General features: G+C 58.8%; 18 protein-coding genes. 13 read left to right on the top strand and 5 right to left on the bottom strand.

Annotated elements, in window-relative coordinates:
- Positions 1 to 272: 272 nt before the first annotated feature.
- The 11 genes from NW816_RS05225 (at position 273) to rsgA (ending at position 14,503) form a co-directional block, all read left to right on the top strand.
- Entirely contained in the window at positions 273 to 2,027 is a 1,755-nt protein-coding gene (locus tag NW816_RS05225) for a hypothetical protein (RefSeq protein ID WP_414408470.1), read from the top strand.
- Positions 2,028 to 2,111: 84 nt separating this feature from the next.
- Positions 2,112 to 3,152 (top strand): NADP(H)-dependent aldo-keto reductase, encoded by a 1,041-nt coding sequence (locus NW816_RS05220; RefSeq protein WP_414408469.1) that lies wholly within the window; start codon positions 2,112 to 2,114, stop codon positions 3,150 to 3,152.
- Positions 3,153 to 3,326: 174 nt separating this feature from the next.
- Positions 3,327 to 4,937: an S-layer homology domain-containing protein gene (locus tag NW816_RS05215; protein ID WP_414408468.1), complete on the top strand. Its 1,611-nt coding sequence runs from the start codon at positions 3,327 to 3,329 to the stop codon at positions 4,935 to 4,937.
- Between the two features lie 130 nt (positions 4,938 to 5,067).
- A complete protein-coding gene (locus NW816_RS05210) occupies positions 5,068 to 5,988 on the top strand; it encodes a hypothetical protein (RefSeq protein ID WP_414408467.1) in 921 nt (306 codons plus the stop codon).
- An 88-nt stretch (positions 5,989 to 6,076) separates the two neighbouring features.
- Positions 6,077 to 7,297: a DUF445 domain-containing protein gene (locus NW816_RS05205; protein WP_414408466.1), complete on the top strand. Its 1,221-nt coding sequence runs from the start codon at positions 6,077 to 6,079 to the stop codon at positions 7,295 to 7,297.
- Between the two features lie 41 nt (positions 7,298 to 7,338).
- Positions 7,339 to 9,000, top strand: coding sequence for a bifunctional metallophosphatase/5'-nucleotidase (locus NW816_RS05200; protein WP_414408465.1), 1,662 nt, complete (start codon positions 7,339 to 7,341; stop codon positions 8,998 to 9,000).
- A 156-nt stretch (positions 9,001 to 9,156) separates the two neighbouring features.
- On the top strand, positions 9,157 to 9,894 hold the full coding sequence (gene grpE / locus NW816_RS05195; RefSeq protein WP_414408464.1) for a nucleotide exchange factor GrpE: 738 nt from the start codon (positions 9,157 to 9,159) through the stop codon (positions 9,892 to 9,894).
- A gap of 179 nt (positions 9,895 to 10,073) precedes the next feature.
- Entirely contained in the window at positions 10,074 to 11,882 is a 1,809-nt protein-coding gene (dnaK, locus tag NW816_RS05190) for a molecular chaperone DnaK (protein ID WP_414408463.1), read from the top strand.
- A 130-nt stretch (positions 11,883 to 12,012) separates the two neighbouring features.
- Positions 12,013 to 13,197 (top strand): molecular chaperone DnaJ, encoded by a 1,185-nt coding sequence (gene dnaJ / locus NW816_RS05185; protein ID WP_414384069.1) that lies wholly within the window; start codon positions 12,013 to 12,015, stop codon positions 13,195 to 13,197.
- Positions 13,194 to 13,463 (top strand): sulfurtransferase TusA family protein, encoded by a 270-nt coding sequence (locus NW816_RS05180; protein ID WP_414349857.1) that lies wholly within the window; start codon positions 13,194 to 13,196, stop codon positions 13,461 to 13,463. Before dnaJ ends, NW816_RS05180 begins: the two co-directional genes overlap by 4 nt.
- Complete coding sequence (gene rsgA / locus NW816_RS05175; protein ID WP_414408462.1) at positions 13,460 to 14,503, top strand: ribosome small subunit-dependent GTPase A; 1,044 nt, start codon at positions 13,460 to 13,462, stop codon at positions 14,501 to 14,503. Before NW816_RS05180 ends, rsgA begins: the two co-directional genes overlap by 4 nt.
- A gap of 160 nt (positions 14,504 to 14,663) precedes the next feature.
- Here rsgA and NW816_RS05170 read toward each other — a convergent pair whose 3' ends face one another.
- The 5 genes from NW816_RS05170 to rpmH all read right to left on the bottom strand — a co-directional run bounded on the left by NW816_RS05170 (position 14,664) and on the right by rpmH (position 20,376).
- Complete coding sequence (locus tag NW816_RS05170) at positions 14,664 to 15,245, bottom strand: Uma2 family endonuclease (protein WP_414382545.1); 582 nt, start codon at positions 15,243 to 15,245, stop codon at positions 14,664 to 14,666.
- A gap of 181 nt (positions 15,246 to 15,426) precedes the next feature.
- Entirely contained in the window at positions 15,427 to 16,008 is a 582-nt protein-coding gene (locus tag NW816_RS05165) for a Uma2 family endonuclease (RefSeq protein WP_414408461.1), read from the bottom strand.
- Between the two features lie 88 nt (positions 16,009 to 16,096).
- Positions 16,097 to 19,657, bottom strand: a complete 3,561-nt coding sequence (smc, locus tag NW816_RS05160; protein WP_414408460.1) for a chromosome segregation protein SMC — start codon at positions 19,655 to 19,657, stop codon at positions 16,097 to 16,099.
- A gap of 83 nt (positions 19,658 to 19,740) precedes the next feature.
- Positions 19,741 to 20,142, bottom strand: coding sequence for a ribonuclease P protein component (rnpA, locus tag NW816_RS05155; protein WP_414355543.1), 402 nt, complete (start codon positions 20,140 to 20,142; stop codon positions 19,741 to 19,743).
- A 93-nt stretch (positions 20,143 to 20,235) separates the two neighbouring features.
- Positions 20,236 to 20,376: a 50S ribosomal protein L34 gene (gene rpmH / locus NW816_RS05150; RefSeq protein ID WP_011434477.1), complete on the bottom strand. Its 141-nt coding sequence runs from the start codon at positions 20,374 to 20,376 to the stop codon at positions 20,236 to 20,238.
- A gap of 225 nt (positions 20,377 to 20,601) precedes the next feature.
- Between rpmH and dnaA the strand changes: the two genes are divergently transcribed.
- Together dnaA and NW816_RS05140 are read left to right on the top strand one after the other, a co-directional pair.
- On the top strand, positions 20,602 to 22,005 hold the full coding sequence (gene dnaA / locus NW816_RS05145; RefSeq protein WP_414408459.1) for a chromosomal replication initiator protein DnaA: 1,404 nt from the start codon (positions 20,602 to 20,604) through the stop codon (positions 22,003 to 22,005).
- 155 nt (positions 22,006 to 22,160) lie between these two features.
- Entirely contained in the window at positions 22,161 to 22,844 is a 684-nt protein-coding gene (locus NW816_RS05140) for a hypothetical protein (protein WP_414355545.1), read from the top strand.
- The last annotated feature ends 106 nt before the right edge of the window (positions 22,845 to 22,950 follow it).

The raw sequence follows: 22,950 nt of genomic DNA, 5'->3' as shown, positions 1-22,950 counted from the left end.
GCTGAAGGTGCGTATCGATTTGTGGATCCTCAAAACCGTGGTTGCACGCTACCCAAAAGCTAACCGTTTCCAGATACTGGTGGCGGGAGACAATTCGAGGCAGATTCTGGGCAGATTCTTCTTGAGAGACTTTCATTGGATACAGAGATACAGATCACACTCATCCATCCTTCGCCGACTTAGAGTGAACGTTAAGATTCAATAGCCTTTACCGCATGAGCACATCTCCCCCATCCTTATCCCCTTCCGCCGTTCAGGATTCGCGGGCGAGCTTGCCTCCGGGACCTAGCGAAGCTCACAGGGGAGAAATTCGGCTGGAGGACTTGGACGAGAAGCAATTGTTGGCCTCCCTATCGTCGGTGGTGTTAAACCCGGCAGCTTGGAGTTGCTTCAGCGTCAGTGAAACCAGCCGCCTGCTACGCCCCCTGCAAATCTGCCCCGACTTGACAGGAACTCCCGTTGTCTCCCCAGGGGCCACTGCCGAAGTGGTCTATAAGTTCCTGCTGAGCGACGGTCGGATCGGGACTATGAAGGGGCTGATCTCCATCGAAGACTTCCGCAGCGAGCGGCTGCGCTCCGTTTACGATCAGCTTCACATCGAAAAGGTTATCCCGGCCTTCACCGAGTCGGTTGTGGTGCAGATTATCGATCATTTAAAACCGATTTTTGCCCGCGACTTGGATGAGCTGCTTTGGCAAGAAAGCTTTTACTTCACCCCTCAGGATCTGCGCCAGCAGGAGTTTCTGTTGCGTGGCCTGCGGCCCGAGGCGATCCCACGCAGCTTTCGGCCTCACCTGCAGAGGGTCTACACCCAGATTATGAGGGTGTGCCGCAGCTTGCCCAACATCGCTTTCCAACTGTGTCTGCGGGCCTACTTAGAGTACAACGAGGTCAAGAACAGGCATCTGCTGGCGCTTCTACTCAGCAAGTATTTTTACACGCTCTACCGCATTGGTGGGTTGGACGGTTGGGAAAGTGGGGATCCGGTGGAGCTGGGATCCCTGCGCTCTGCCAGTGGGCGAGTTCGTCTCCAGGCTCTTTCTCGCCTCTTAACTCTGAACAATGACAGCGACGCTCCCCTGGTGGGGATTGGGGGCACCGGGCCGGGGGGCAGCTATTTCAGCGGGGAACGGGAGCCTGCCGGCGTTGAGATGGTGAGCTCAGAAGAGATTGAAAAGCTGCGGCAAGATGTGGAGGTGGCCCGCGGCCAGATCACCGAGGCCCAGCAATTGGTGGCCCAATATCAGGAGGAGAAAAAACAGGAACTGCTCAACCGCCTTCAGGATCCGGGAAAGTTTCTTCTCTTCAGCATTCATCAGTTTTTTGACACCCTCTTCGGATCCCTGCCCGGAGAGGTGAAAAGCGAGTACGGGGCAGTTTGGGTGCCGCGCACCTCCTACTTGGATGAGAAGGAGCGAGACAAGCTGACAGAGCATTTGCGCCACATCACCAGCGAAGCTTATTTGGTCAGCGTTCCCTTTGCCGAGGCCACCCTCATCGGCTATTGGCGAGTTTTGGCGGATTCCTTCTACAACCAATGGGTTTTGAATCAGTATAAGCAATTGCAGAGCTATGGGGTGGATTTGGAGCAACAGGGCATCCAGATTCTGGAACGAGAACGATTTCTGGATGAGGTTCAGTTGCGCTTTGCCGCCCGCCACCGAGAAATTGTGACTCAAAATGTAGAGAAAATCACCCGAATTGTGGTGGATAGCCTGGCCAAACGGGTGGCCCTCAATACCAGCCAGCAAAGTTTTCAGGCCATGCGGGCCAAGTTGACCACTGTTTTGGATATGGACATTTCCCGCAAGGACGTGGGAGAAGTCAAGCGGCTGATCGACTACTTCACCGATGTGTTTTTGGGCAAGCGGGAGGAGCTGCGCTCCCCCTATCCGGTGGGCACGATTTTACAAGTCAAGGCGGCCATTGAGGCTCGCCCCCCCGATAGCCGCACCCGCATTGGTCTGGAAATTTTGGGTCAGCTCTACCGCGAGTACGTTCCCCTGCTGGGATCCGCACCGAGGTAGGAGGGGGGCAGAGCGGCGGATCCCGTGGGCCGACAGGTTTTGGGCACAATGGGGACTGGCGTGCTGTCTAGATGGAGATTCCCCATGCGCTACCGCCAGCTTGGCCACAGCCCTTTGCAAGTTTCGGAGATCTGCCTGGGCACCATGACCTTTGGGCAGCAAAATACTTTGGCCGAGGCTTTTGAACAACTCGACTACGCGGTGGAGCACGGGATCAACTTCATCGATACCGCCGAGATGTATCCGGTGCCGGCGCGGGCGGAAACCCAGGGATCCACCGAGCGCTACATCGGCGAGTGGCTACAACACCAACCGCGGCATCGCCTGATCCTGGCCACCAAGATCACCGGCCCCGGTCGGCCCTGGCATTGGATTCGCAACGGATCCCTGTCCATCACCCGCGACAACCTCAAGCAGGCGGTGGCCGATAGCCTCAAACGCCTGAAGACCGACTACATCGACCTCTACCAGATCCACTGGCCGGATCGCTACGTGCCCCTGTTTGGGGGCGTTGCCTACGATCCCAGCCAGGAGCGGCCCACCGTTCCCATTGCCGAGCAGTTGCAGGCTCTGGCGGAATTGGTGCAAGAGGGTCTCATTCGCTACATCGGCCTGAGCAACGAAACCCCTTGGGGGGTGAGCAAGTTCTGCCAGGTGGCCGAGCAACTGGGGTTGCCCAAGGTGGTCTCGATTCAGAATGCCTACAGCCTCATCAACCGCACGTTTGAAATGGGCCTGGCGGAAGTCTGCCGCCACGAGCAGGTGGGCTTGCTGGCCTACAGCCCGCTCGGATTTGGGCTGCTGACGGGCAAATATCTGGGGGGGGTGAAGCCGCCGGGATCCCGTTTGGCCTTGTTTGAAGGCTTTGGCCAGCGGTACCGCAAGCTCAATGTGGAAGAAGCAGTGGCCGCCTATGTGCAAATTGCCCGCCGGCACGGTCTGACACCGGCCCAGTTGGCTTTGGCCTTTGTGCGCAGCCGCTGGTTTGTTACCAGCACCATCATCGGGGCCACCAGCCTGACCCAACTCAAAGAGAACCTCAGTTGCCTGGATGTGGAACTGTCCCCGCAGCTCCTGGCGGAGATCGAGGCGGTGCACCAGCGCTACCCCAATCCTGCCCCTTAAGAGGTTGGCGAAACCGACGGCCAAATAGAACTTTTCGGAAGGTTTCCTCGTCTGGATGTGCGGTTTGGATCATCCTCTCCTACACTTCTGTCCGGCCAACTTCCAGGGCCCCTCCCAACCGAGAGTGGGGATCCAAGACTGTAAATCCCGTACCCAGAACCTGAGGTGTGAACGATGCGTGAGCTTTCCCTTTGGCAGGGCTGGAAAACCGCCGCTTTGGTGATCAGTTGCAGCAGCTTGGCCTGGCTTGGGGATCCCGCTTGGGCCCAACTGTCCGATATCAGCACCTATTGGGGTGCCCAGTACATTGCCGGGTTGAATGAACGACAGATCATCGGTGGCTTCCCGGATGGCACCTTTCGCCCCAACGAGTCCATCACCCGTGCCCAATTTGCCGTCATTGTCACCAAAGCTTTTGGCCTAGATACCAACGTTCCTGTGCGCTCCTTTGCCGATCCGATTCCCAGTTGGGCGGCTCCCTCCATCGGCGCAGCGGCAGCGGCAGGGTTTGTTTCCGGCTTCCCGGACGGCACCTTTCGTCCCAACGATGTGCTCACCCGTGCACAAGCCATCACCGTCCTAACCCGTGCAGCCACCAACGGCAGGCTCATCGAAGATGCCGGCCAAATTGACGCGATCCTATCCGCGTTCGGCGATGCCAATTTGGTTCCCAACTTTGCCCGCGCCCCCATCGCGACAGCAGTTCAGGAAGGGCTGTTGGTGCTCTACCCCAACCCCACCCAATTGAATGCCCAGGCGGTGGCCACGCGGGGGGAAGTGGCTGCCCTTACCTACCAAGCGCTGGCCAAGGTGGGCCGGGTGCCCAATTTGGATCCGCCGGTGGGGGCTGCCATTCCCGGCCCTGGGATCCGCACCGAGCTCCTTGCCCAGGTCACCCCTACGCCCGAACCCCTGACCACGCCAGACATTCCCATTGAGCCTCTGGTAGAAACGCTGCCCGCCGCCCCAGAAGTGAGAACCTTCTTCGCCCGCGAAGAGCTGGGATCCGTAAACCCAGGGGATACCGTTACCGTGTTTTTGCTGGGATCCCCAGGGGCGCAGGGATCGTTTTCCATCCCCGGCATTGCCTACAACCTGCCACTGCAGGAAACCCGCCCAGGGCAATACGAGGGCAGCTACACCTTCCGCAGCCAAGACCGGGCCTCAGAAGCGCCTGTTTTTGCCCGCTTGGAGCGGGATGGACTGGTAACCCTGGTGCAGCTGCCGGATAAGACCATCACCATCGGGCGGGTGACCGACACCACCTTCCCCACCATCAGCGAACTGGCCCCTCCCAATGGATCCCTAACCGACAACTCTCGCCCCTCCATCTCAGCCCGTTTCCAAGATGACCAAGGAATTGACCTGAATAGCTTTACCTTGCTGGTGAACAATGTGGATGTCACCGCCCAAGCCCAGCTCACCCGCACCGGCTTTACCTACACCCCTGCCGAGCCGCTGCCCACCAATCGGCCGACCTTAATTGCCGTCCAAATTGCCGATACCAGCGGCAACACCACCATCCAGCAGTGGTCTTTCCAGGTGCAGGCCGCCCAGCCCACTCCCACACCAACTCCAACACCAACCCCGACACCAGCAGCGACACCCACACCGACCCCAACGCCGACTCCAGCTCTGACCCCAACGCCAACCCCAACACCGGTAGCTACGCCTACTCCCACACCCACGCCGGAAGCTACACCCACCCTGACTTCAACACCGACCCCCACACCCACTCCGACTCCACAGCCTGGCGGGGAGCCTTCACCTTCTCCTAGCCCCTAGGGAAGAGGGATCCCATCAACGCTTCTTAATAGTGTTTTAAGAGCGATCGAGTCGTCGCTAGGCACTACCCCTAGTGGGCATGAGCTGGTCAGGATGTTAAGCTACTGCCAGTTGTGACCGGATGGGATCCATGAGCTCAACCTTGCAGCCGTTCCTGCATTTGTTGCAGAGGAGTTCCTTTTGGGGGGTGTTGATAGCCGGTGCCGTTACCCCGGTTGCTGCTCAGCAGTTCGAGTTCACCCCTCAGCCGGTGCCCCCCAGGGGGGATCCCGTCCCTACCCTGCCCTTGCTGAGCCCTCCGCCCTCCCCCGGCTCTGCCACGGCCCTGCCACCGGTACCTCAGGTGCCGCAAATGCCGCTGGATCCCACAGCTCCGGCCTTGGATCCGATCCCGGTGGTGCCCGTTCAAGCGGCCCCAGGTGGACAACTCCCCCAAGGCGAGGCCTATTCCTATCAACGTCGGCCCGACCTCAGTCCAGGTGGGGATCTCTCCGGAGCCACGCGGGGCGAGCTGCCTGCCGGCACCCGTATTCTCCTCACGGTCTACCGCCCCATCACTTTCCAGCCCTACCAGGCCATTAACGGCCACCTGGAAGTCTCCGAGCCGGTGGCGGATCGCTTTGGCCAGGTGGTGATCCCGGCAGGGAGTGTGGTGTGGGGCACTTTTGAGCCGGTTTACCGAGAACTGAAGTTGTCTGGCCGGGAGGCGGAGAGCGCCGATCCCCAAGAGCGGGTCGTCGGCAGCCGCTTTGTGGCCAACCGCCTCACCATTGGGTCTTCCACCTACTTGGTGAGAGGCCAATCTGCGCCGCTATCAGTCGGGTTGGATCGCAACGCCGATGTCGGCACAACTGTAGCCCGCGGGGCAGGCTATGGGGCAGCAGGTGGGTTGGCCTTGGGGGTTCTCACAGGGGGATGGGGTTTTTTGCCGATCTTGGCCGGTAGCTTGGTGGGCGCTGCGGCAGGCAGTACCAATATCGACCGGGTGGTGACGCTGCAGCCCAATACGCTGGTGGAGCTGGAGCTGACCGACAGCCTGATCATCCAATGAACTGGCCAACGCTCTCTTGCGCTGTGGTCGGCTGAAGCGACCTGGGGCAGGCCGGTAGAGTAGGAAGAGAGCCCCCTCGATTGGTTCCATGGCCTTCTGGATCTACGTTGTGCCCCCGCTGGCCGGGCTGGTGATCGGCTATTTCACCAACGACATTGCCATCAAAATGCTGTTCCGGCCCTATCGCCCCTATCGGGTTTTCGGCTGGCGCATCCCCTTCACCCCCGGCTTGATCCCGCAGAACCAGCCCCGTCTGGCCAAGCAGATCGCCAAGACCATCATGGGATCCCTGCTCACGCCGGAGGAACTGCACAATCTGGCCCGTAAGCTGCTGCAAACCGAGCGCATGCAAGCTGGGATCCGCTGGCTGCTGGGGGTAGCTCTGGATCGGCTGCAAAACCCCGAGCAACAGCAGCAAACCGCGCAGGTGTTGGCGCGCATTTTGGCCGATCTGTTTAACGAGTCGTTGCCCCGCCTGGTAAAGGTGCTGGCCCGCCAAGAAACCTTTTTGGAAGGGCCGATTAACCAACTGTTCGACCAGGTGTTGCTGGAGCTGCGCCTCAGTGCCGAGCAGGCCAAGCAGCTCTCGGAGTGGATCTTGAAGCAGGCACTGCCCCCAAAGGTGTTGCGGCAGAACTTGGTGGACTTTCTCACCGATCGCAACATCGAATCCCTGGATGAGGAATTTCGCGAACGAGCGACCGGCTCCTACTGGGTGGTGGCCAACTTGTTCGGCCTCAAAAATGCCCTGCTGCGCCTGCGCACCTATTGTCTGGAAGAGCCGGAAGGGGCAGAAGCCGTCTTGGAAGATCTGCTCAAAGACATCAACGCTCCCCGCCGCCTGACCGAGATCCTGCAGAACCTCTCTCTGCAAAACCTGCCGGTTTCCGCCGTGCGTCAGTTGCGCCGTGCCCTCCGCGACGGGATCCAAGATTACCTGCGCAGCCAAGGGCCAGAGGTCATCAAGGGGTTGGGGGAGAGCATCGATTGGGAAAAGGTAGCCGGCTTGGTGTTGGGACGCCTGCGCAACTCCAAGGCGTTGATCACCTCCATCGATCAGATCAGCGCCGACCTGGCTTTGGTCTTGGAGCGCTACCTAGAACGGGATCTCGAATCCCTGATGATGCAGGTGATCCCGGTGTTGAACTTGGATCAAGTCATTGCCGATAAAGTCAACGCCACCTCCCCCGCCGACCTGGAGCAGGCCATTCAGCAGATCGTGCGCCAAGAGCTTCAGGCTATTGTCAACTTGGGCGGCCTTTTGGGCTTTTTGGTGGGCTGTGTACAGGTGCTGTTTTTGCTGGGTTGACGAGTTTGGGTTGCGGCTTTCGCTTTGGCTATGATAGGAGAATGCGATTAACAATTCTCCACACTTCGGATCTCCATGCCAATCTACATCCCTGGAACTACTTCACCGGGATCCCTGCGGAGCACGGTTTAGCCAAGCTGGCCACCCTCATCAAGCGCGTGCGAGCGGCCAGCGAGGATCCCGTCTTGCTCATCGATAGCGGCGACACGATTCAGGGATCCCCCTTGGGCACCTACTATGCGCAAGTGGAGCGTGTCTCTCCTCACCCCTTGGCCCATGCCCTCAACGCCTTGGGCTATGACGCCTTTACCCCCGGCAACCACGACTTCAACTTTGGGCTTCAGGTTCTCCAGGATTTTGTGCGTGATCTCCGCTGTCCGGTTCTCTGTGCCAACATCCTCCGCCAGAATGGGGATCCCCTCTTCCAGCCCTACCTGATCCGGGAATTGGCCGGGGTTCGCGTTGGCTTGCTAGGGCTGACCACCCCCCGCATCGACACCTGGGAGCGACCCGACTACATTGCGGGGCTGCGCTTTGCCCCCTTGTTGGAGACCGCCCGACACTACCTATCGCTGCTGCGACCTCAGGTGGATGTCTTGATCTTGATCCTGCACAGCGGCCCCAACCAATTGCCCCCCCTGCGCACCCCTGAGCATTGGCACAACCCAGATCGCTCCGGCTGGTGCAGCAACAAAAGCCTGGCAGGGGAAAACGAACTGTTGGCCCTGGCCGAACTGGACGGCATTGACGTCATTCTCTCCGGCCATACCCACCAGACCATCGCCGGTCTGGGGGGATCCCAAGCTCTGGTAGTTCAGCCCGGCTATTGGGGCAGCCACCTCTCCCAGGTATCCCTGGAGCTGGAGCGCCAGGGCAGCCGCTGGCAAATTCTCGGGAAAAGCGCACAGCTCCTCTCCGCCGAAGGGATCCCTCCCGATCCCGAACTCTTGGCCTTGACAGAGCCCTATCATCAAGCCACCCTGCGCTACATCCGTCAGCCCATTGGCCAAGCCCGTTCTGCCTATAGCGGCGGTCTGGCAGCCCGTCTGGGGGCCAACCCTCTGGCAGAGCTGCTCCACCAGGCCCAATTGCAAGCAGTGCGGGAGGCAGGATTCCCCGCAGAGCTCTCCCTGGTCAACATCTGCAGCAGCGCCGGCCTGTCAGCAGGCCCCATCTCCCTGCAAGATGCCTACAGCCTCACCGTCTACGACAACACCCTCTGCGTTTTGGAGATCACCGGAGATATTCTGCGGCGCGCCCTGGAACAGACTGCCGGCTATTTTCGCCAGTTGGATCCCAATCACCTTCCCGCCGATCCTGCTGCCGTCGTGGCCCCCGAAGCCCGCGGCTACACCTTCGACCTCTACCACGGCATCGACTACTGCTTCGATCTCACCCGTCCTGTGGGAAAGCGTCTGGTGACCTTACAATTCCGCGGACAGCCGGTGGAACCAACCCAGACCTTTCGCCTGGCCATCAACCACTATCGGGCCGGTGGTGGCGGCGGCTACAGCATGTTCCAAGAAGCCCAGACCCTATGGATCTCAGCCGATAGCATCCGCGATTTTCTGGTCTACTACATTCACACCCACTCCCCCATCCAACCCATCTACAGCCCCAACTGGCGCCTAATCCCCGACTTGGCCAAGATCTACTTCCCCGATTGCCTGGGCCGGCCACGGGAACATCTGCTGGTCGGCTAGGAAAGAAAAGATATTGACTTCAACTGGCTGAAAGAGAACCCGGTAGAATACGATCAACACAGAGCCTGGTTTGGCTGAGTGCAGCGGCGGTTTTGAAACTGCCAAACTGGGGATATCCGAGTCACTGCTCATTGCTAACACTTGCCGACATCGCCCATGACTGCCGAAGAGAAGCAACCGATGGCCCCAGAAGATACCTATCCTGAACTACAGGAAGAAGAGATCGACGTAGAGGCAGAGCTGGAGAAGCTGATTTTGGAAGATAGCGAAGCAGAAGCCGGTACCTCCTCCGGAGAAACCGCAGCTGAGCCTTCTCCAGATCCCGGTGAAGCTCTCAAGCAGCTCCAGCACGAGTTGGAAGTTGTCCGCCAGCAACTCAAAGAGAAAGAAGACGCCTACCTGCGCCTCTACGCCGATTTTGAAAACTACCGGCGGCGTACCCAGCGGGAAAAAGAAGAGTTCAGCCAAAAAGAACGGCAGAAATTTGTGCTGGAGATCTTGCCTGTTGTGGACAGCTTTGAGCGGGCTCAGCAGCAGCTGAAGCTGGAAACCGACCGCGAGCGGGAGTTGCACAACAGCTACCAGAGCGTCTACCGCCTGCTGGTGGAATGCCTGAAGAAGATGGGCGTCTCCCGCATGAAATCGGTGGGGCAACCCTTCGACCCCAACCTGCACGAAGCCATAGCCCGTCAGCCCAGCCCAGACTATCCTGAAGATGTGGTAGCCGTCGAATATCAGCCGGGTTACAAGTTGGGGGACTTGGTGATCCGTCATGCCATGGTAGCCGTCTCGGCAGGCAACCCCAGCGCTGAACCTTCCCCCTCTGCCCAGGCCACCAGCGAACCCGGCCCGGAGAGCACTCCTGCCTCTCCCCAAAACCCCCAACCTTCCTAGCCAAACTTGCTCACTTGAACCTTGACAAACAGAACCGGAGCAGTCTCAGAAACGCTACAGTAGAGCTACGGAGACGAAAGCACCGTCTGAAGGTTTCTGCGGGATTCTGGGCAGAATGCTTTTAAGATCCGTGGAATTGCGTTCTTGGGTTGAGACTTGGCGCACGGGAAGAGGGGGCTATGGGTAAAGTCATCGGGATTGACCTGGGAACCACCAACAGTTGCGTGGCGGTTTTGGAAGGTGGTCAGCCCGTTGTGATTACCAACGCCGAGGGAGGGCGCACTACCCCCAGCATTGTCGGCTTTGCCAAGAACAACACCCGCCTTGTAGGCCAACTGGCCAAGCGCCAGGCGGTTACCAATGCTGAAAACACCATCTTCAGCATCAAACGCTTCATTGGCCGCACCTTTGCCGAGACCGAAGATGAGCGGAGGCGGGTTCCCTACAAGGTCATCCCCGGTCGAGACAACATGGTGGAAGTGGCGGTGCAAGATCGCGCCTACACTCCGCAGGAGATCTCCGCCATGATCCTGCAAAAGCTGAAGGCCGATGCGGAGGCCTATCTGGGGGAGCCGGTGACCCAAGCCGTGATCACCGTTCCCGCCTACTTCACCGATGCCCAGCGGCAAGCCACCAAAGATGCGGGCACTATTGCCGGGCTGGAGGTGTTGCGCATCATCAACGAGCCGACGGCAGCCGCCCTGGCCTATGGCCTAGACAAACAAGATCAAGACCTGCGCATTCTGGTTTTCGACCTGGGTGGTGGCACCTTCGACGTCTCGGTGCTGCAACTGGGCAGCGGGGTGTTCGAGGTGCAGGCGACCGCCGGCAACAACCACCTAGGGGGGGATGACTTCGACCAAAGAATTGTCGATTGGCTCACCCGTCAGTTTTTGGAGACGGAAGGGATCGACCTCTCGCGGGATCGCATGGCCCTGCAGCGGATGCGGGAGGCTGCCGAGAAGGCCAAAATTGAGCTGTCCAGCACCCAGGTTACGCTCATTAACCTGCCTTTTATCACCGCTGACGACTCGGGGCCCAAACACCTGGAAGTGGAGCTGACCCGCGGCAAGTTTGAGGAGTTGGTGCGGGATCTGGTGGAGGCTACCGTGGAGCCTACAGAGCAGGCGCTGCGGGATGCCGGCCTCTCTCCCCAAGACATCGACCGTGTGCTGCTGGTGGGCGGCTCCACTCGTATTCCCGCTGTCCAGGAGAAGATTCGGCAAATCTTCAAAAAAAACCCGGATCGCTCCGTCAATCCCGACGAGGCGGTGGCCCTCGGCGCTGCCATTCAGGCGGGGGTGATGGGGGGAGAAGTGAAAGATCTGCTCCTGCTGGATGTGATCCCCCTCTCCATTGGGGTGGAGACGCTGGGGGGAGTCTTCACCCGCATCATCGAGCGCAACACCACCATTCCCACCAGTAAAACCCAGATTTTCTCCACTGCCACCGATGGCCAGAGTGTGGTGGAGATTCACGTCCTGCAGGGAGAGCGGGCCATGGCCAAAGACAACAAAACCTTGGGCCGCTTTCAGCTGACCGGGATCCCGCCGGCTCCCCGTGGGGTGCCCCAGATCGAGGTTTCTTTTGACATCGATGCCAACGGGATCTTGAAAGTCTCGGCTCGGGAAAAGGGGACAGGAATCGAGCAGAGCGTCAAGATCACCAACAACGGTGGCTTGAGCAGCAGCGAGATCGAGCGAATGCGTCGGGAAGCGGAGGCCTATGCCGAAGAAGATCAGCGCCGGCGGCAGTTGGTGGAAGCCCGCAACCAGTCAGATAGCCTGCTCTACAACTACGACAAAACCCTGCAGGAGCATGGCAATCGCCTCAGCGAAGCTCGAATCCAGCGGGGGGCTCAAGTGGCGGGCACATTGAGGGCATTGCTGGCAAATGATAACGTAGACTTAGCAACTTTACGGAACGCAATGGAAGAACTGCGGGCTGTCCTGCTGGAGATGGGTAGCGAGATCTATGGAGCTCGCTGAGGATTCTAGGCAACTGCTTGCTCTCCCCCAGCTCCGGTGCCTTGTAGGTCTGCTTCGGTTGTGCTGCCTGACAAGTTGCATCTCAAGTGTGTCTGATGTTTTGATCTTTAACCTCTTCTGAAGCGCTTCTATGGCTCGCGACTACTATGAAATCTTGGGGGTTAGCCGCGATAGCTCCAAAGAGGAGATCAAGCGCGCCTATCGACGGTTGGCTCGTAAGTACCACCCGGATGTCAACAAGGAGCCAGGCGCCGAGGAGCGCTTCAAAGAGATCAACCGTGCCTATGAGGTGCTCTCTGATAATGAGCTAAAAGCTCGCTACGATCGCTTTGGAGAAGCGGGTTTGAGTGGAGCTGCTGCGGCAGCAAGTGGATTCCAGGATTTTGCGGGGATGGGTGGCTTTGCCGACATTTTCGAGAGCTTTTTCACCAACTTTGCAGGGGCAGGAGCCAGCTATGCCCGCAGTCGCCAGGGGCCGGTACGGGGCGATGATCTGCGCTTTGACCTAAAACTGGAGTTTCTGGAAGCCATCTTCGGCGGCGAAAAGCAGATTCGCATCAGCCACTTGGAAGTCTGCAACGTCTGTGGAGGCAGCGGGGCTAAGCCCGGTACGGAGGTGAAAACTTGCCCCACCTGCGGGGGCGGTGGTCAGGTGCGGCGGGCAACCCGCACGCCGTTTGGCAACTTTACCCAGGTCTCGGTTTGTCCCACCTGTGGTGGCAGCGGTCAGGTGTTGGAAGAGCCCTGCCACAACTGCAATGGCGAGGGCTTGGCCCAAACCACGAAGAAACTGCGCATTAACATCCCAGCCGGCGTGGATAGTGGCACCCGTTTGCGGGTTTCTGGGGAAGGCGATGCCGGTCGACGCGGTGGCCCGCCCGGGGATCTCTACGTCTACCTATTCGTGGAACCGGATCCCGACTTCCAGCGAGATGGCCTGACCATTCTCTCGGAGGTGCGGGTGAGCTATTTGCAGGCCATCTTGGGGGCCAAGGTCTCTGTGCCCACCGTGGACTCGAAAGCCGGCCTGGAGGAGGAGGTGGAGCTGACCATCCCAGCCGGATCCCAGCCGGGTACAGTGCTGACCCTGGAGGGCAAGGGGGTACCTCGCATTGGCAACCCGATGTCTCGGGGCGACCACCAAATCACCTTGGTGGTGGAGATCCCCACCCGCATCAGCTCAGAAGAGCGGGAATTGCTCATGCGCCTGGCTGAGCTGCACGGAGAACGCATCAACAAGCGGGATGGTTTCTTGGGCGGGTTGTTGCGGGGGCTGGCCCAGATGCCTGGCAACCGGGAGCGTGAGGAAGAATGACTGCAGAGGCTGTTTCGTCGGAAGAGGTCAAGTTTATCCTTGACCAGCGCGGGATCCCTTGCCCACTCAACTACGTGCGGGCGAAGCTGCGCCTGGAGCGCATGGCTCCTGGAGAACTGCTGGAGCTGTGGCTGGATGCAGGAGAACCCCTGGAGCAGGTGCCCAACAGTCTAGCCATGGCCGGGCATCGGATTGAGGGACAGGCAGCTTCCCCCGAAGGCCATCACATTCTCTGGGTGCGTCGCGGCACGCCTGAGTCGGCATGAGCCCGGTGAAACCAGAAGGAAAGGGGGATCCGGGATCCAGTTGTACCGGCTGGGTGCGCGCAGCGCAGGCCAACTTTTATCGCGTGCGGATCGATCCGAGTTTGGCCGCCCTTTTTCCCGAGATCCCGGCTCAGTTTCCGGCTCAAAAGCCCACCCCGGCGGAGATTCTCTGTACCTGTCGGGCCAAGCTGAAAAAAACGGGCCAGCAGGTGATGGTGGGGGACTGGGTGGAGGTGCGCTTGCCGCCTGCTGCCGCCGACCTCTGGCCGGAGCGGGGGGTGATCGAGGTGATCCTGCCGCGGCGCACTCAACTGCCTCGACCTGCTATTGCCAACGCAACCCAAGTTCTGGTGGTGGTGGCCCTAGCCGAGCCCGACCCTGAGCCCAATGCCCTCAGCCGTCTGCTGGTGCAAGCCGAGGCCAGCCAACTGCGGGTTCAGGTGGTGCTGAACAAATGCGACTGCGTGGATCCCGAGGTAGCGACAACCTGGGTGGGACGCCTGCAGAGGTGGGGATATGAGCCTCTGTTGGTCAGTGCCCACACCCAAGCTGGGATCCCCCAGTTGCAACAGTGCTGTCGAGATCAGATCTCGGTGGTGACAGGCCCTTCCGGGGTGGGCAAATCCAGCTTGCTCAATCGGCTGCTGCCGGACGTTCGGCTGGCCACTCAGGCCGTCTCCAGACGTTTGGGCCATGGTCGGCACACCACCCGCCATGTGGAGCTGTTTCCTTTGCCGGAAGGCGGTTGGATCGCCGATTCGCCGGGATTCAATGCTGGCGAAGGGATCCCGCCGGTGCATCCTTTGCAGTTGATACGGTGCTTCCCCGAAGTAAGGGATCGCTTGGGCGCCTGTCAGTTTCGCGATTGCCTGCACCATCGAGAGCCGGGCTGTGGGCTCCGAGATCTGGATTGGGAACGACGGACTTTTTACTTGCAGCTTTTGCAAGAAGTCCAGCAGGTGCAAAAGGCATCGGTGGGCCTTATCCAGCCTGGCCAAGATCCCAGTCTCGCCAGAATTGCGCGAAAGACCCCAATCTGAGGACTATAGTCATTCCAAACTAGATTGAGACACTCCTCAAGCATTCCGTGCAGCTTCTGCGACCACTCCCAGCCCCTCTTCCTTTGGGAGAGGGGAGTTAGGAACCAATACACAAATGTTTCATTCCTGTCTAAAATGACTATAAAACGACCGTAGAATGTCAGGTGGACCAGATCTTGCGGATGGGCAAGGTGAAGCCCGGCAGCACGTCCTCTCCCGATAAGGTTTCCGGATCTTCGACCAATTCCGGCGCTTGCCCTTGTCGGTAGATCATCACCCGCTTGGCCTTGGGATCCAGCAGCCACCCCAGCCGGCAGCCGTTGTCCATGTATTCTTGCATCTTGGCCTGAGTTTGGATCCAAGAATCGGTGGGCGAGAGGATCTCCACCACAAAATCGGGGCACAAGGGCAAAAATCCTTGACGGACTGAGGGATCCAAAGCTTCCCACTTTTCAATCGGGATCCAGGCCAAATCAGGGGAGCGGTCGCTGCCTGAAGGCAAGGAAAATCCGGTGGAAGAATCAAAGCTTTTCCCTCGGCCCGATTGCCGGTTCCAAACATAAACTTCCCCGGCAATTTCAAAGTTAAGATTGCCCGTTTCCCCACCGGTTGGAGACATGATGACCAATTCTCCTTGGGCAGTACGCTCCAGCTTCAGCTCAGGATTGGCGGCACAAAGCCGGATAAAATCTGCTCGGCTGAGGGTTATCAGGGGAGATAGATTCAGAGTCAGAGCAGCCATGGTAGTGTGACTCCGCCTGTTTTTGGCCTATCGCTCAACATTTTTACTGCAGCTGTTTCCAAGGTTGGGAGAGTTCTGCAATTCCGATCCCTGTCATGCAAGAGATCCATCTGAGTTAGCTGGGTTAAGGGTGTGGAAAAAATCTGTATCAGGGATTGTGAATCCGTGAAAGTTACTAACGTTAGGCAGACCAGATGTTGCGGATGGGCAAGGTGAAGCCCGGCAGCACGTCCTCTCCTGATAGGGTTTCCGGATCTTCGACCAATTCCGGCGCTTGCCCTTGTCGGTAGATCATCACCCGCTTGGCCTTGGGATCCAGCAGCCACCCCAGCCGGCAGCCGTTGTCCATGTATTCTTGCATCTTGGCCTGAGTTTGGATCCAAGAATCGGTGGGCGAGAGGATCTCCACCACAAAATCGGGGCACAAGGGCAAAAATCCTTGACGGACTGAGGGATCCAAAGCTTCCCACTTTTCAATCGGGATCCAGGCCAAATCAGGGGAGCGGTCGCTGCCTGAAGGCAAGGAAAATCCGGTGGAAGAATCAAAGCTTTTCCCTCGGCCCGATTGCCGATTCCAAAGGGTTAAGTCTGTGGTGATTTCGGCATTCCAGTGGCCGGTTTCCCCGCCGGTTGGAGACATGATAACCAATTCTCCTTGAGCGGTACGCTCCAGCTTCAGGTCAGGATTGGCGGCACAAAGCCGAATAAAATCTGCTCGGCTCAGGGTTGTCAGGGGGGATAGATTCAGAGTCAGAGCAACCATGGCAGGCGTTTGGACACTCCTAAACCATTCTTAGAATGAGTCTAATGGGACCTCAGGATTTGCCCTCTGCTCTTAACCAAGCCACATCTTAACTGGGGTGAGGGGCGAGTTTGGTCAGGCCGATCACCTGAGTGTATGCACCGCGGGCCTGGGTTACACCAATGGTGTGCTCAGCTTTTTCGATCATGGGGCGGCGTAAACTGACCACCAAAAACTGCGCCTGACGAGATTGCTGCCAGATCATATTGGCCAATTTTTCCACATTGGCCCCGTCCAAAAACATATCTACTTCATCAAAGGCGTAAAAGCTGGAAGGGCGGAATCGCTGCAGAGCAAAAATAAAGCTGAGGGCTGTCAACGATTTTTCTCCTCCCGACATGGCGCTGAGACGGCGCACCGGCTTACCTTTGGGGTGGGCCACCAAGGTTAGACCGCCTGCGAAGGGATCCTCTGGGTTTTCCAATTCCAAATGGCCATCCCCATCGGAAAGTTGGGCAAAGATGGTCTGAAAATGGCTGTTGACGGCATGAAAGGCATCCAAGAAGGCTTGCCGACGCAGGGTGGAAAAGTTCTCGATGCGCAGCAACAACTCGGTGCGCTCTTGGTGCAGGGTTTCCAGTTTGGCGCTGAGATCCCGCAGGCGAGCTTGGGTCTGTTCGTATTCGGCGATGGCCAGCATGTTCACCGGCTCTAGGGAACGCAGTTGATCTTCGGTTTTGCGTTTTTGCCGTTGCAGCTCGTCTAGGGTCAGGGTGGCGGGCAAGTTGGGCAGCGGATCCGGCAGCTCTTGGGCCACCGCTTGCAGTTGGGTTTGCAGTTGGGCCAGCAGGGCCTCTTTTTCCTGTTGTTGGGTGAGGGCGTTGTAGCGTTCCCACTCCAGGCGTTGGATCTGCTGTTGTTGAGCCCGCAGTTGAAATTCCTGCCGATCTCGCTCTTGGCGCAGGTGGGCGAGGCGGGCCTCGATCTGGCTTATCTGTTGCCGTTGCTCGGCAAGGTGCTGCTGGATGTGACCAAGGGTGGCTTGGGCTTGGACGATCTGCTCCTGCAGATGGGCTTGGCGCTGTTCGCTCTCTTGCAGGCGCTCCTGGTGGTGCTGGATTTGGGCCTGTTTCAGGTGTTGTTGGCCGGAGTTCTCCTGCTGTTGCCGCTCCAGTTGGGCCAGTTGCTGCTGCAGCTCTGCCAAGCGACTTTCTTGCTGCTGCACCGCCTGCTGCAGTTGCTGCCAATGTTGGTTCACCGGGGATCCCTCCAGTTGGCTGAGCTTGAGGGTGAGATCGGCCAGGCGCTGTTGCAAGGGATCCCAACGCAGTTGAATCTGGTCGAGCCGCTGCTGGGCTTGTTGGCTTTCGGCTTGCAGTTGTGCCAGGGATCCCTGCAGGTGTTGCAGGCGGGCCTGTTGCTTTTGGCAGTCGGCTTGGTGACGCTCCAGATATTGCTGGGCTTGTAAGGCGTCCTGGCGGGCGAGCAGCAGGGCTTGGGCCAGTTGTTTTTCGCGGGCTTGGGCTGCTTGTAGGCGCAGGGTGAGGGCGGCCAGCAGTTCCTCCAGCTCGGCCAAGCGGGAGCGCAAGGCGGCCTCCTCGGAAGGTTCGCCGGCAGAAAAGTGGATCCCAGCTCGCTGTGGGCCGCTGCCGCCGGTGATGGCTCCTGAGGTTTCCAGCAATTCCCCTTCCAGAGTAACCATGCGGTGCTTGCCGATGTGGGGCTGGGCCAGCTCCAGGCTCTGGAAGACCAGGGTGGAGCCGAACACAAAGCCGAACACATCCCGGTAGCGCTCTTCAAAACGCACCAAACGAATGGCGTAGTCGATCAGGCCGTCTAGTTTTAGGGGGCTGGGTGGGCGGGTGGGCTGGAGCTTATTCAAGGGCAAAAAGGTGGCGCGTCCGGCTTTTTCCCGTTTCAAAAAGTTGACAGCGCTCACGGCCACGGTGTCATCCTCCACCACCACAAAGTGCAGCCGGTTGCCTGCTGCAACCTCCAGGGCCAGTTGATACTGGGGATCCACCTGCCCCAACTGGGCCACCAACCCCAAAACCCCCGGCAGACGGGCACTCAGGATGGCTTGGGTCGCCCGGGATCCCTGGGATTCTTGCAACACCTGGCGGCGGGTTTCCCATTTGTCCAGTTGCCGCTGCTTGGCGTGCAGCTCGGCGGCCAGGCGTTCGTGGGTGGCGCGATCCAACTCCAGGCTGGCCTGCAGTTGGGCCAGCTCTTGGGCCAAAGTTTGAACCTGAGCTTCCGACTGTCGGCAAGTGTGTTCCAGCTCGGCGGTGAGGGCCAGGTGGGATCCCAGCCACGCCTCGATCTGGGCAATCTCCGCTTGGATCTCTTGGCTTTGTCGTTCCAGTTGCCGTTGTCGCTCTTGCAGGCGAATTTGCTCCTGTTGGAGAGGCTCCTGTTCAGCGCGGAGTTCCTCAATGTGGCGGGTGAGGTAGCGCTGCTGTTTCACCCAGGCATCGGCGGATTGGGCTAGGGCGCGCAGCTGTTCGCGGCTCTGTTCCAAGCTAATTTGGGCTTTCTGAACCTGGGCCTGCAGGGATCCCTGGGCTTGGGCCAGTTGCTCTTGTTGGCTGTGCAGGTGTTCCAGCTCCGCCTGCAGATGCTGCTGTTGGGCTTGGCACTCCTGATGTAGGCGCTGCGCTTGCTGGATCTCCTCCTGCCAGGCTGCGATCTGTCGGCTGACCTGTTGCCGCTGTGCTTCGGCGGCGGCGATTTGGGCTTGCAGGTGCAGGTATTCCTCCTCTCCAAGAGCATGGATGCGGCTTTGCAACTCGGCCAGGGCGGCTTCGGCCTGTTGCAAATGATCGTTCAAGGTCTGCACCTGAGCAGTGGCCTGCTCCTGAGTTTCCAGAAACCGCTGAATGGCCGCCTGGGTTTCTTCCACTTGGGCCTGCAAATGCCGCCAAAGCAACACCTGTTGCTGCTGCTCCAGCGTTTGCAACTGCAGCCGCAGTTGCTGATAGTGTTGGGCCTTTTCGCTCTCTCTGAGCAGCCGCTCTCCTTGAGCTTGCCATTCTTGTTCGATGAGCCGAAAGCGCTCAATTTGTTCCCGTACCGCCTCCAGCTTGCTGTTGGCCTGGGCGATCTTGCGGTCGAAGGTGGCCACCCCCGCCAATTCGTCGATGATCTGCCGCCGTTCCTTGGGGTGCATGGAAATGATGCTGGTGACATCCCCCTGTAAAACGACGTTGTAGCCGTTGGGGTAGATGTGCATCGCCTCCAGTTGTTCGTGCAGCTCGCTCAGGGTACAGGGCACATCGTTGATGTAGAAAGTGCTGGTGTAGGGGAGAGAATCCGTCCCGCTATCGCGAGTGGGATCCTCAGCCTTTCCGGGCTTGACCCGCAGCCGGCGACTGACTTTCCATTCCCTGGGCTGACCATCTTCTCCCGGCCCCAGCTCAAAGGTGACAGAAACATGGGTTTCCACCTGCCGATTGCCGTTGAGGCTGCCGGAATGCACCAGATCCAAAAGCCTCTCTGCCCGCATCCCCCGCGAGGACGATAAACCCAGCGCGAACAGGATCCCATCCAGGATGTTAGACTTACCGGAGCCATTGGGGCCAGAAATAACCGTGAACCCCGGCAACAGGGGTATCGAGGTTGTGCTACCAAAGGACTTAAATCGGGTCAGCTCAATCCGCTTGACGTACATGACACCCCATATCTAGCGTGACCACCGGCAGATGATGGCAACAGGCTAGCATGGGTAGCAAAAACCTGTGCAGCTCAAGTTTCTTAGGACGGCTTGGCATCTGAGTCTGCACCTGTTGAGTCTACATCTGTGCCGACGAGCAGATCGGCCTTTTGTAAAAGACGATGCACCTCTGCCCTCAGCTCCGGCCATCGGTAGGTCAGCAGGTTTGCCTTGGAGATGAACAGCAGCCGGTAGCCGGGTTTCAGGTTTGGGCACAGGGGGCGCAAGATTTCTCGCAACTGGCGGCGCAGCCGATTCCGCTTTACGGCAGATTTGCTCACCTTTCTGCCGATCACCAGCCCCACTTGGCTGGGGATCCCTTCGCACCCTGCGGGCATCGGCTGAAACAGCAGGGTCAAGCCTGCACCGGAACGACGTTGGCCCCCCTGGTAGAGCGCCTGAAAAGCTCGTCGGTCCCGCAATCGATGAGGAGCCGGCAACATTGGGCACCGAGGAGAGTCTGCCCCAGAAGTCAGCGAGTTTTGGGCTGCAACGCTCCAAAAAACCAAGACAAATCAAATCTCTGACCAAAGGGCTTAGGAAACCGCCAGGCGATAACGCCCCTTGGCCCGCCGTCGCCGCAAGACCTGACGCCCAGTTGCCGTTCGCATTCTGGCCCGAAACCCAGAAACCCGAATGCGTCTGCGATTGGTGCCACGAAGGGTACGCTGAGTCATGGTGAGAAGCCAACTTATGAATCCAAGATCATTTGCCAGAGCTGACCAGACCGAAATTAGCCCGCTTGAAACTGATCGCAGACGCTTAATCTTAGCAGACTCAATGGAAAATTGCTAGATTGGCCACCCCGCGCCGAGCAGTTAAATTGGGAATCCCGAAGCTCCTGTCGAGGAAGCCGCCGCTGTTTCCTCTGGGCTTCTGCTGTGTCGCTCTGAGTGTGTGGTGTGGATATTTCCCTGGATCAGCTCTGGGATGAAGCCCTGTGTCATCTGCAGGTGCAGCTCAGCCGCCCAACCTTTGAGGCTTGGATCAAAACGGCGCGGGCTGAATCGTTGGTGGACAACCGCCTCACCATCTGTACCCCCAGCGAATGGGCACGGGGCTGGCTGCAAAAGCACTACGCTTCCACCATCACCGAGGTGGTGCAGCGGGTAGCCGGGATCCCTTTGCAGGTGGAGTTTTCCGTTTCCCCCCACGCTTCTGTCGAGGCAGAACCCCCTTCAAGGGCGATTTCCCCAACATCGGGCAGAGCCGGCAGCTTACCTGCCTCCACCACCCTAGGACTGGAAGTCGGCGGCAGCCTGCCCATGCGGGCGCCGGATCTCAACCCCAAGTATTCCTTCTCGCGGTTTGTGGTTGGCCCCAACAACCGCATGGCTCACGCTGCAGCTCTGGCTGTGGCCGACAAGCCTGGGCGCGCCTACAACCCCCTGTTTCTCTGCGGTGGGGTGGGTCTGGGCAAAACCCACCTGATGCAGGCCATTGGCCACTACCAACTGGAGGCCAATTCACGCGCCAAGGTCTTCTACGTGTCCACCGAACGGTTTACCAACGATTTAATCGATGCCATCCGGCGAGACAGCATGCAGTCTTTCCGGGAGCACTATCGAGATGTAGATATTTTATTGGTGGACGACATTCAATTTATCGAAGGCAAAGAGTACACCCAAGAGGAGTTTTTTCACACCTTTAATACGCTGCACGAGTCCGGCAAACAGATCGTACTGGCCGCCGACCGCTCTCCTCATCTGATCCCGCGTCTGCAGGAGCGGCTTTGTTCTCGTTTCTCCATGGGTTTGATTGCGGAAATTCAATCGCCGGATATCGAAACCCGCATGGCCATTCTCAAGAAGAAAGCCGAGTACGAGGGGATGAACCTGCCCGCCGACGTGATCGAGTACATTGCCACCACCTACACCAGCAACATCCGCGAGCTGGAAGGTGCCCTGATCCGCGCCGTCGCCTATGTTTCCATTTCTGGCTTGCCGATGAGTGTAGAGACGATTCAGCCCATCCTCAATCCCCCCAGCGAGCCGAAAGAGATCACCGCCGACATGATTACCGATGTGGTCTGTGAAGAATTCGGCATCGACCGAGAAAGTTTACTGGGATCCTCCCGCAAGCGCGACATCAGCCAAGCACGGCAAATTGCCATGTTCTTGATGCGCCACTACACCAACCTCAGCCTGCCCAAAATTGGCGACTACTTTGGGGGAAAAGATCACACCACCGTCCTCTATAGCTGTGAGAAAGTCAGTCAGCTACAGCGGGAAAGTCTGCAGTTTGAACGGCAACTGCAAAAATTGGTCGAGCGCTTGCGGGTGGTTGCCAACAGCCGGAACAGCTAGGCTTTCTGTTGTCGTTGAGCCGTCTTTGAGGTGTTGTTGCCGCCCTTTGGCTCTGCCCGTCTGCGTGGAGAATCTCTCGGAAAGCAGCTACAGTAGGGACGCAATGAATGTGGTTGCAGGTGGTGAGACAGTCTGGCAAAGGGCTTCGCCTGGGTATGCTGCTCCTCTGGGCTGGACTGGTGCCTGAGCGGCCGGTTTGGGCCAATTCCCAGCAAGCCCCTATTCCAGATCCGGTGCCGGCCACGCTCTCAGCCGCTTTGGATTTGGGCTTGGATGACCGAATTTTAGAAGACAGCCCCGTGTTGCGCCGCTGGCTGCAAAACCCGCCCAATCTCCTGGAAGAAATCCGCAACACGCCCGTCTTGCCCACCCGCTTGCAGGCCGGCTTTGAGTCCTCTTCGCACTGGCGAATCAGCCTGCAGGATTTGCGCCTGGGAGATCGCCTCACCCTCAGCGGTGACTATCGCCAATCTTCCGAACATCCCGAAGTGCGCCAGTACGGGTCGGAGATGCGCTACTTTCTGGCCCCCCTGGGATCCCCTTTTAATCTGGCGCCACAACTGGGGTATCGGGCTTTGGAACAAAAAAACCGCAGCCTCAGCGGAGTTAGCTATGGGGCTTTTGCCGTTTTGGCCTTGGCTCCCGGAGCTGCAGATTTGACCGGTAGCTACAGTTGGGTTGCCCCCCAGGAGCCGGAAGAAGGACAGGCCACCCTGGCGGAGATCACCGCTGCCTATGCCATTAGCCCTTCTTTTCGTCTTTCTGCTCGCTATAGCCTGCGCAACTCGACCTTGGATCGGGAGTTTAGCTTTGGCGTTGGGCTGGAGTGGATCCCATAGAGTGCGCCCTCACTCCTAGTCTCTCTCTTGGTGGAAGAGGGGAGCCAGGGATCGACGCGACTTGGATTTGGGTGATGGCTCCGCTCTGGACTCAATGAATGGCCAC

This window comes from Synechococcus sp. W55.1 (genome assembly GCF_047461655.1).
Lineage (GTDB): Bacteria > Cyanobacteriota > Cyanobacteriia > Thermostichales > Thermostichaceae > Thermostichus.
This window is presented reverse-complemented; position numbering and strand designations above follow the sequence as displayed.

Excerpts from the sequence above, each read along its gene's own strand:
- NW816_RS05220 (WP_414408469.1), top strand. The coding sequence starts at position 2,112 with ATGCGCTACCGCCAGCTTGGCCACAGCCCTTTGCAAGTTTCGGAGATC.
- NW816_RS05215 (WP_414408468.1), top strand. The coding sequence starts at position 3,327 with ATGCGTGAGCTTTCCCTTTGGCAGGGCTGGAAAACCGCCGCTTTGGTG.
- NW816_RS05210 (WP_414408467.1), top strand. The coding sequence starts at position 5,068 with ATGAGCTCAACCTTGCAGCCGTTCCTGCATTTGTTGCAGAGGAGTTCC.
- NW816_RS05205 (WP_414408466.1), top strand. The coding sequence starts at position 6,077 with ATGGCCTTCTGGATCTACGTTGTGCCCCCGCTGGCCGGGCTGGTGATC.
- NW816_RS05200 (WP_414408465.1), top strand. The coding sequence starts at position 7,339 with ATGCGATTAACAATTCTCCACACTTCGGATCTCCATGCCAATCTACAT.
- grpE (WP_414408464.1), top strand. The coding sequence starts at position 9,157 with ATGACTGCCGAAGAGAAGCAACCGATGGCCCCAGAAGATACCTATCCT.
- dnaK (WP_414408463.1), top strand. The coding sequence starts at position 10,074 with ATGGGTAAAGTCATCGGGATTGACCTGGGAACCACCAACAGTTGCGTG.
- dnaJ (WP_414384069.1), top strand. The coding sequence starts at position 12,013 with ATGGCTCGCGACTACTATGAAATCTTGGGGGTTAGCCGCGATAGCTCC.
- NW816_RS05180 (WP_414349857.1), top strand. The coding sequence starts at position 13,194 with ATGACTGCAGAGGCTGTTTCGTCGGAAGAGGTCAAGTTTATCCTTGAC.
- rsgA (WP_414408462.1), top strand. The coding sequence starts at position 13,460 with ATGAGCCCGGTGAAACCAGAAGGAAAGGGGGATCCGGGATCCAGTTGT.
- NW816_RS05170 (WP_414382545.1), bottom strand. The coding sequence starts at position 15,245 with ATGGCTGCTCTGACTCTGAATCTATCTCCCCTGATAACCCTCAGCCGA.
- NW816_RS05165 (WP_414408461.1), bottom strand. The coding sequence starts at position 16,008 with ATGGTTGCTCTGACTCTGAATCTATCCCCCCTGACAACCCTGAGCCGA.
- smc (WP_414408460.1), bottom strand. The coding sequence starts at position 19,657 with ATGTACGTCAAGCGGATTGAGCTGACCCGATTTAAGTCCTTTGGTAGC.
- rnpA (WP_414355543.1), bottom strand. The coding sequence starts at position 20,142 with ATGTTGCCGGCTCCTCATCGATTGCGGGACCGACGAGCTTTTCAGGCG.
- rpmH (WP_011434477.1), bottom strand. The coding sequence starts at position 20,376 with ATGACTCAGCGTACCCTTCGTGGCACCAATCGCAGACGCATTCGGGTT.
- NW816_RS05140 (WP_414355545.1), top strand. The coding sequence starts at position 22,161 with ATGCTGCTCCTCTGGGCTGGACTGGTGCCTGAGCGGCCGGTTTGGGCC.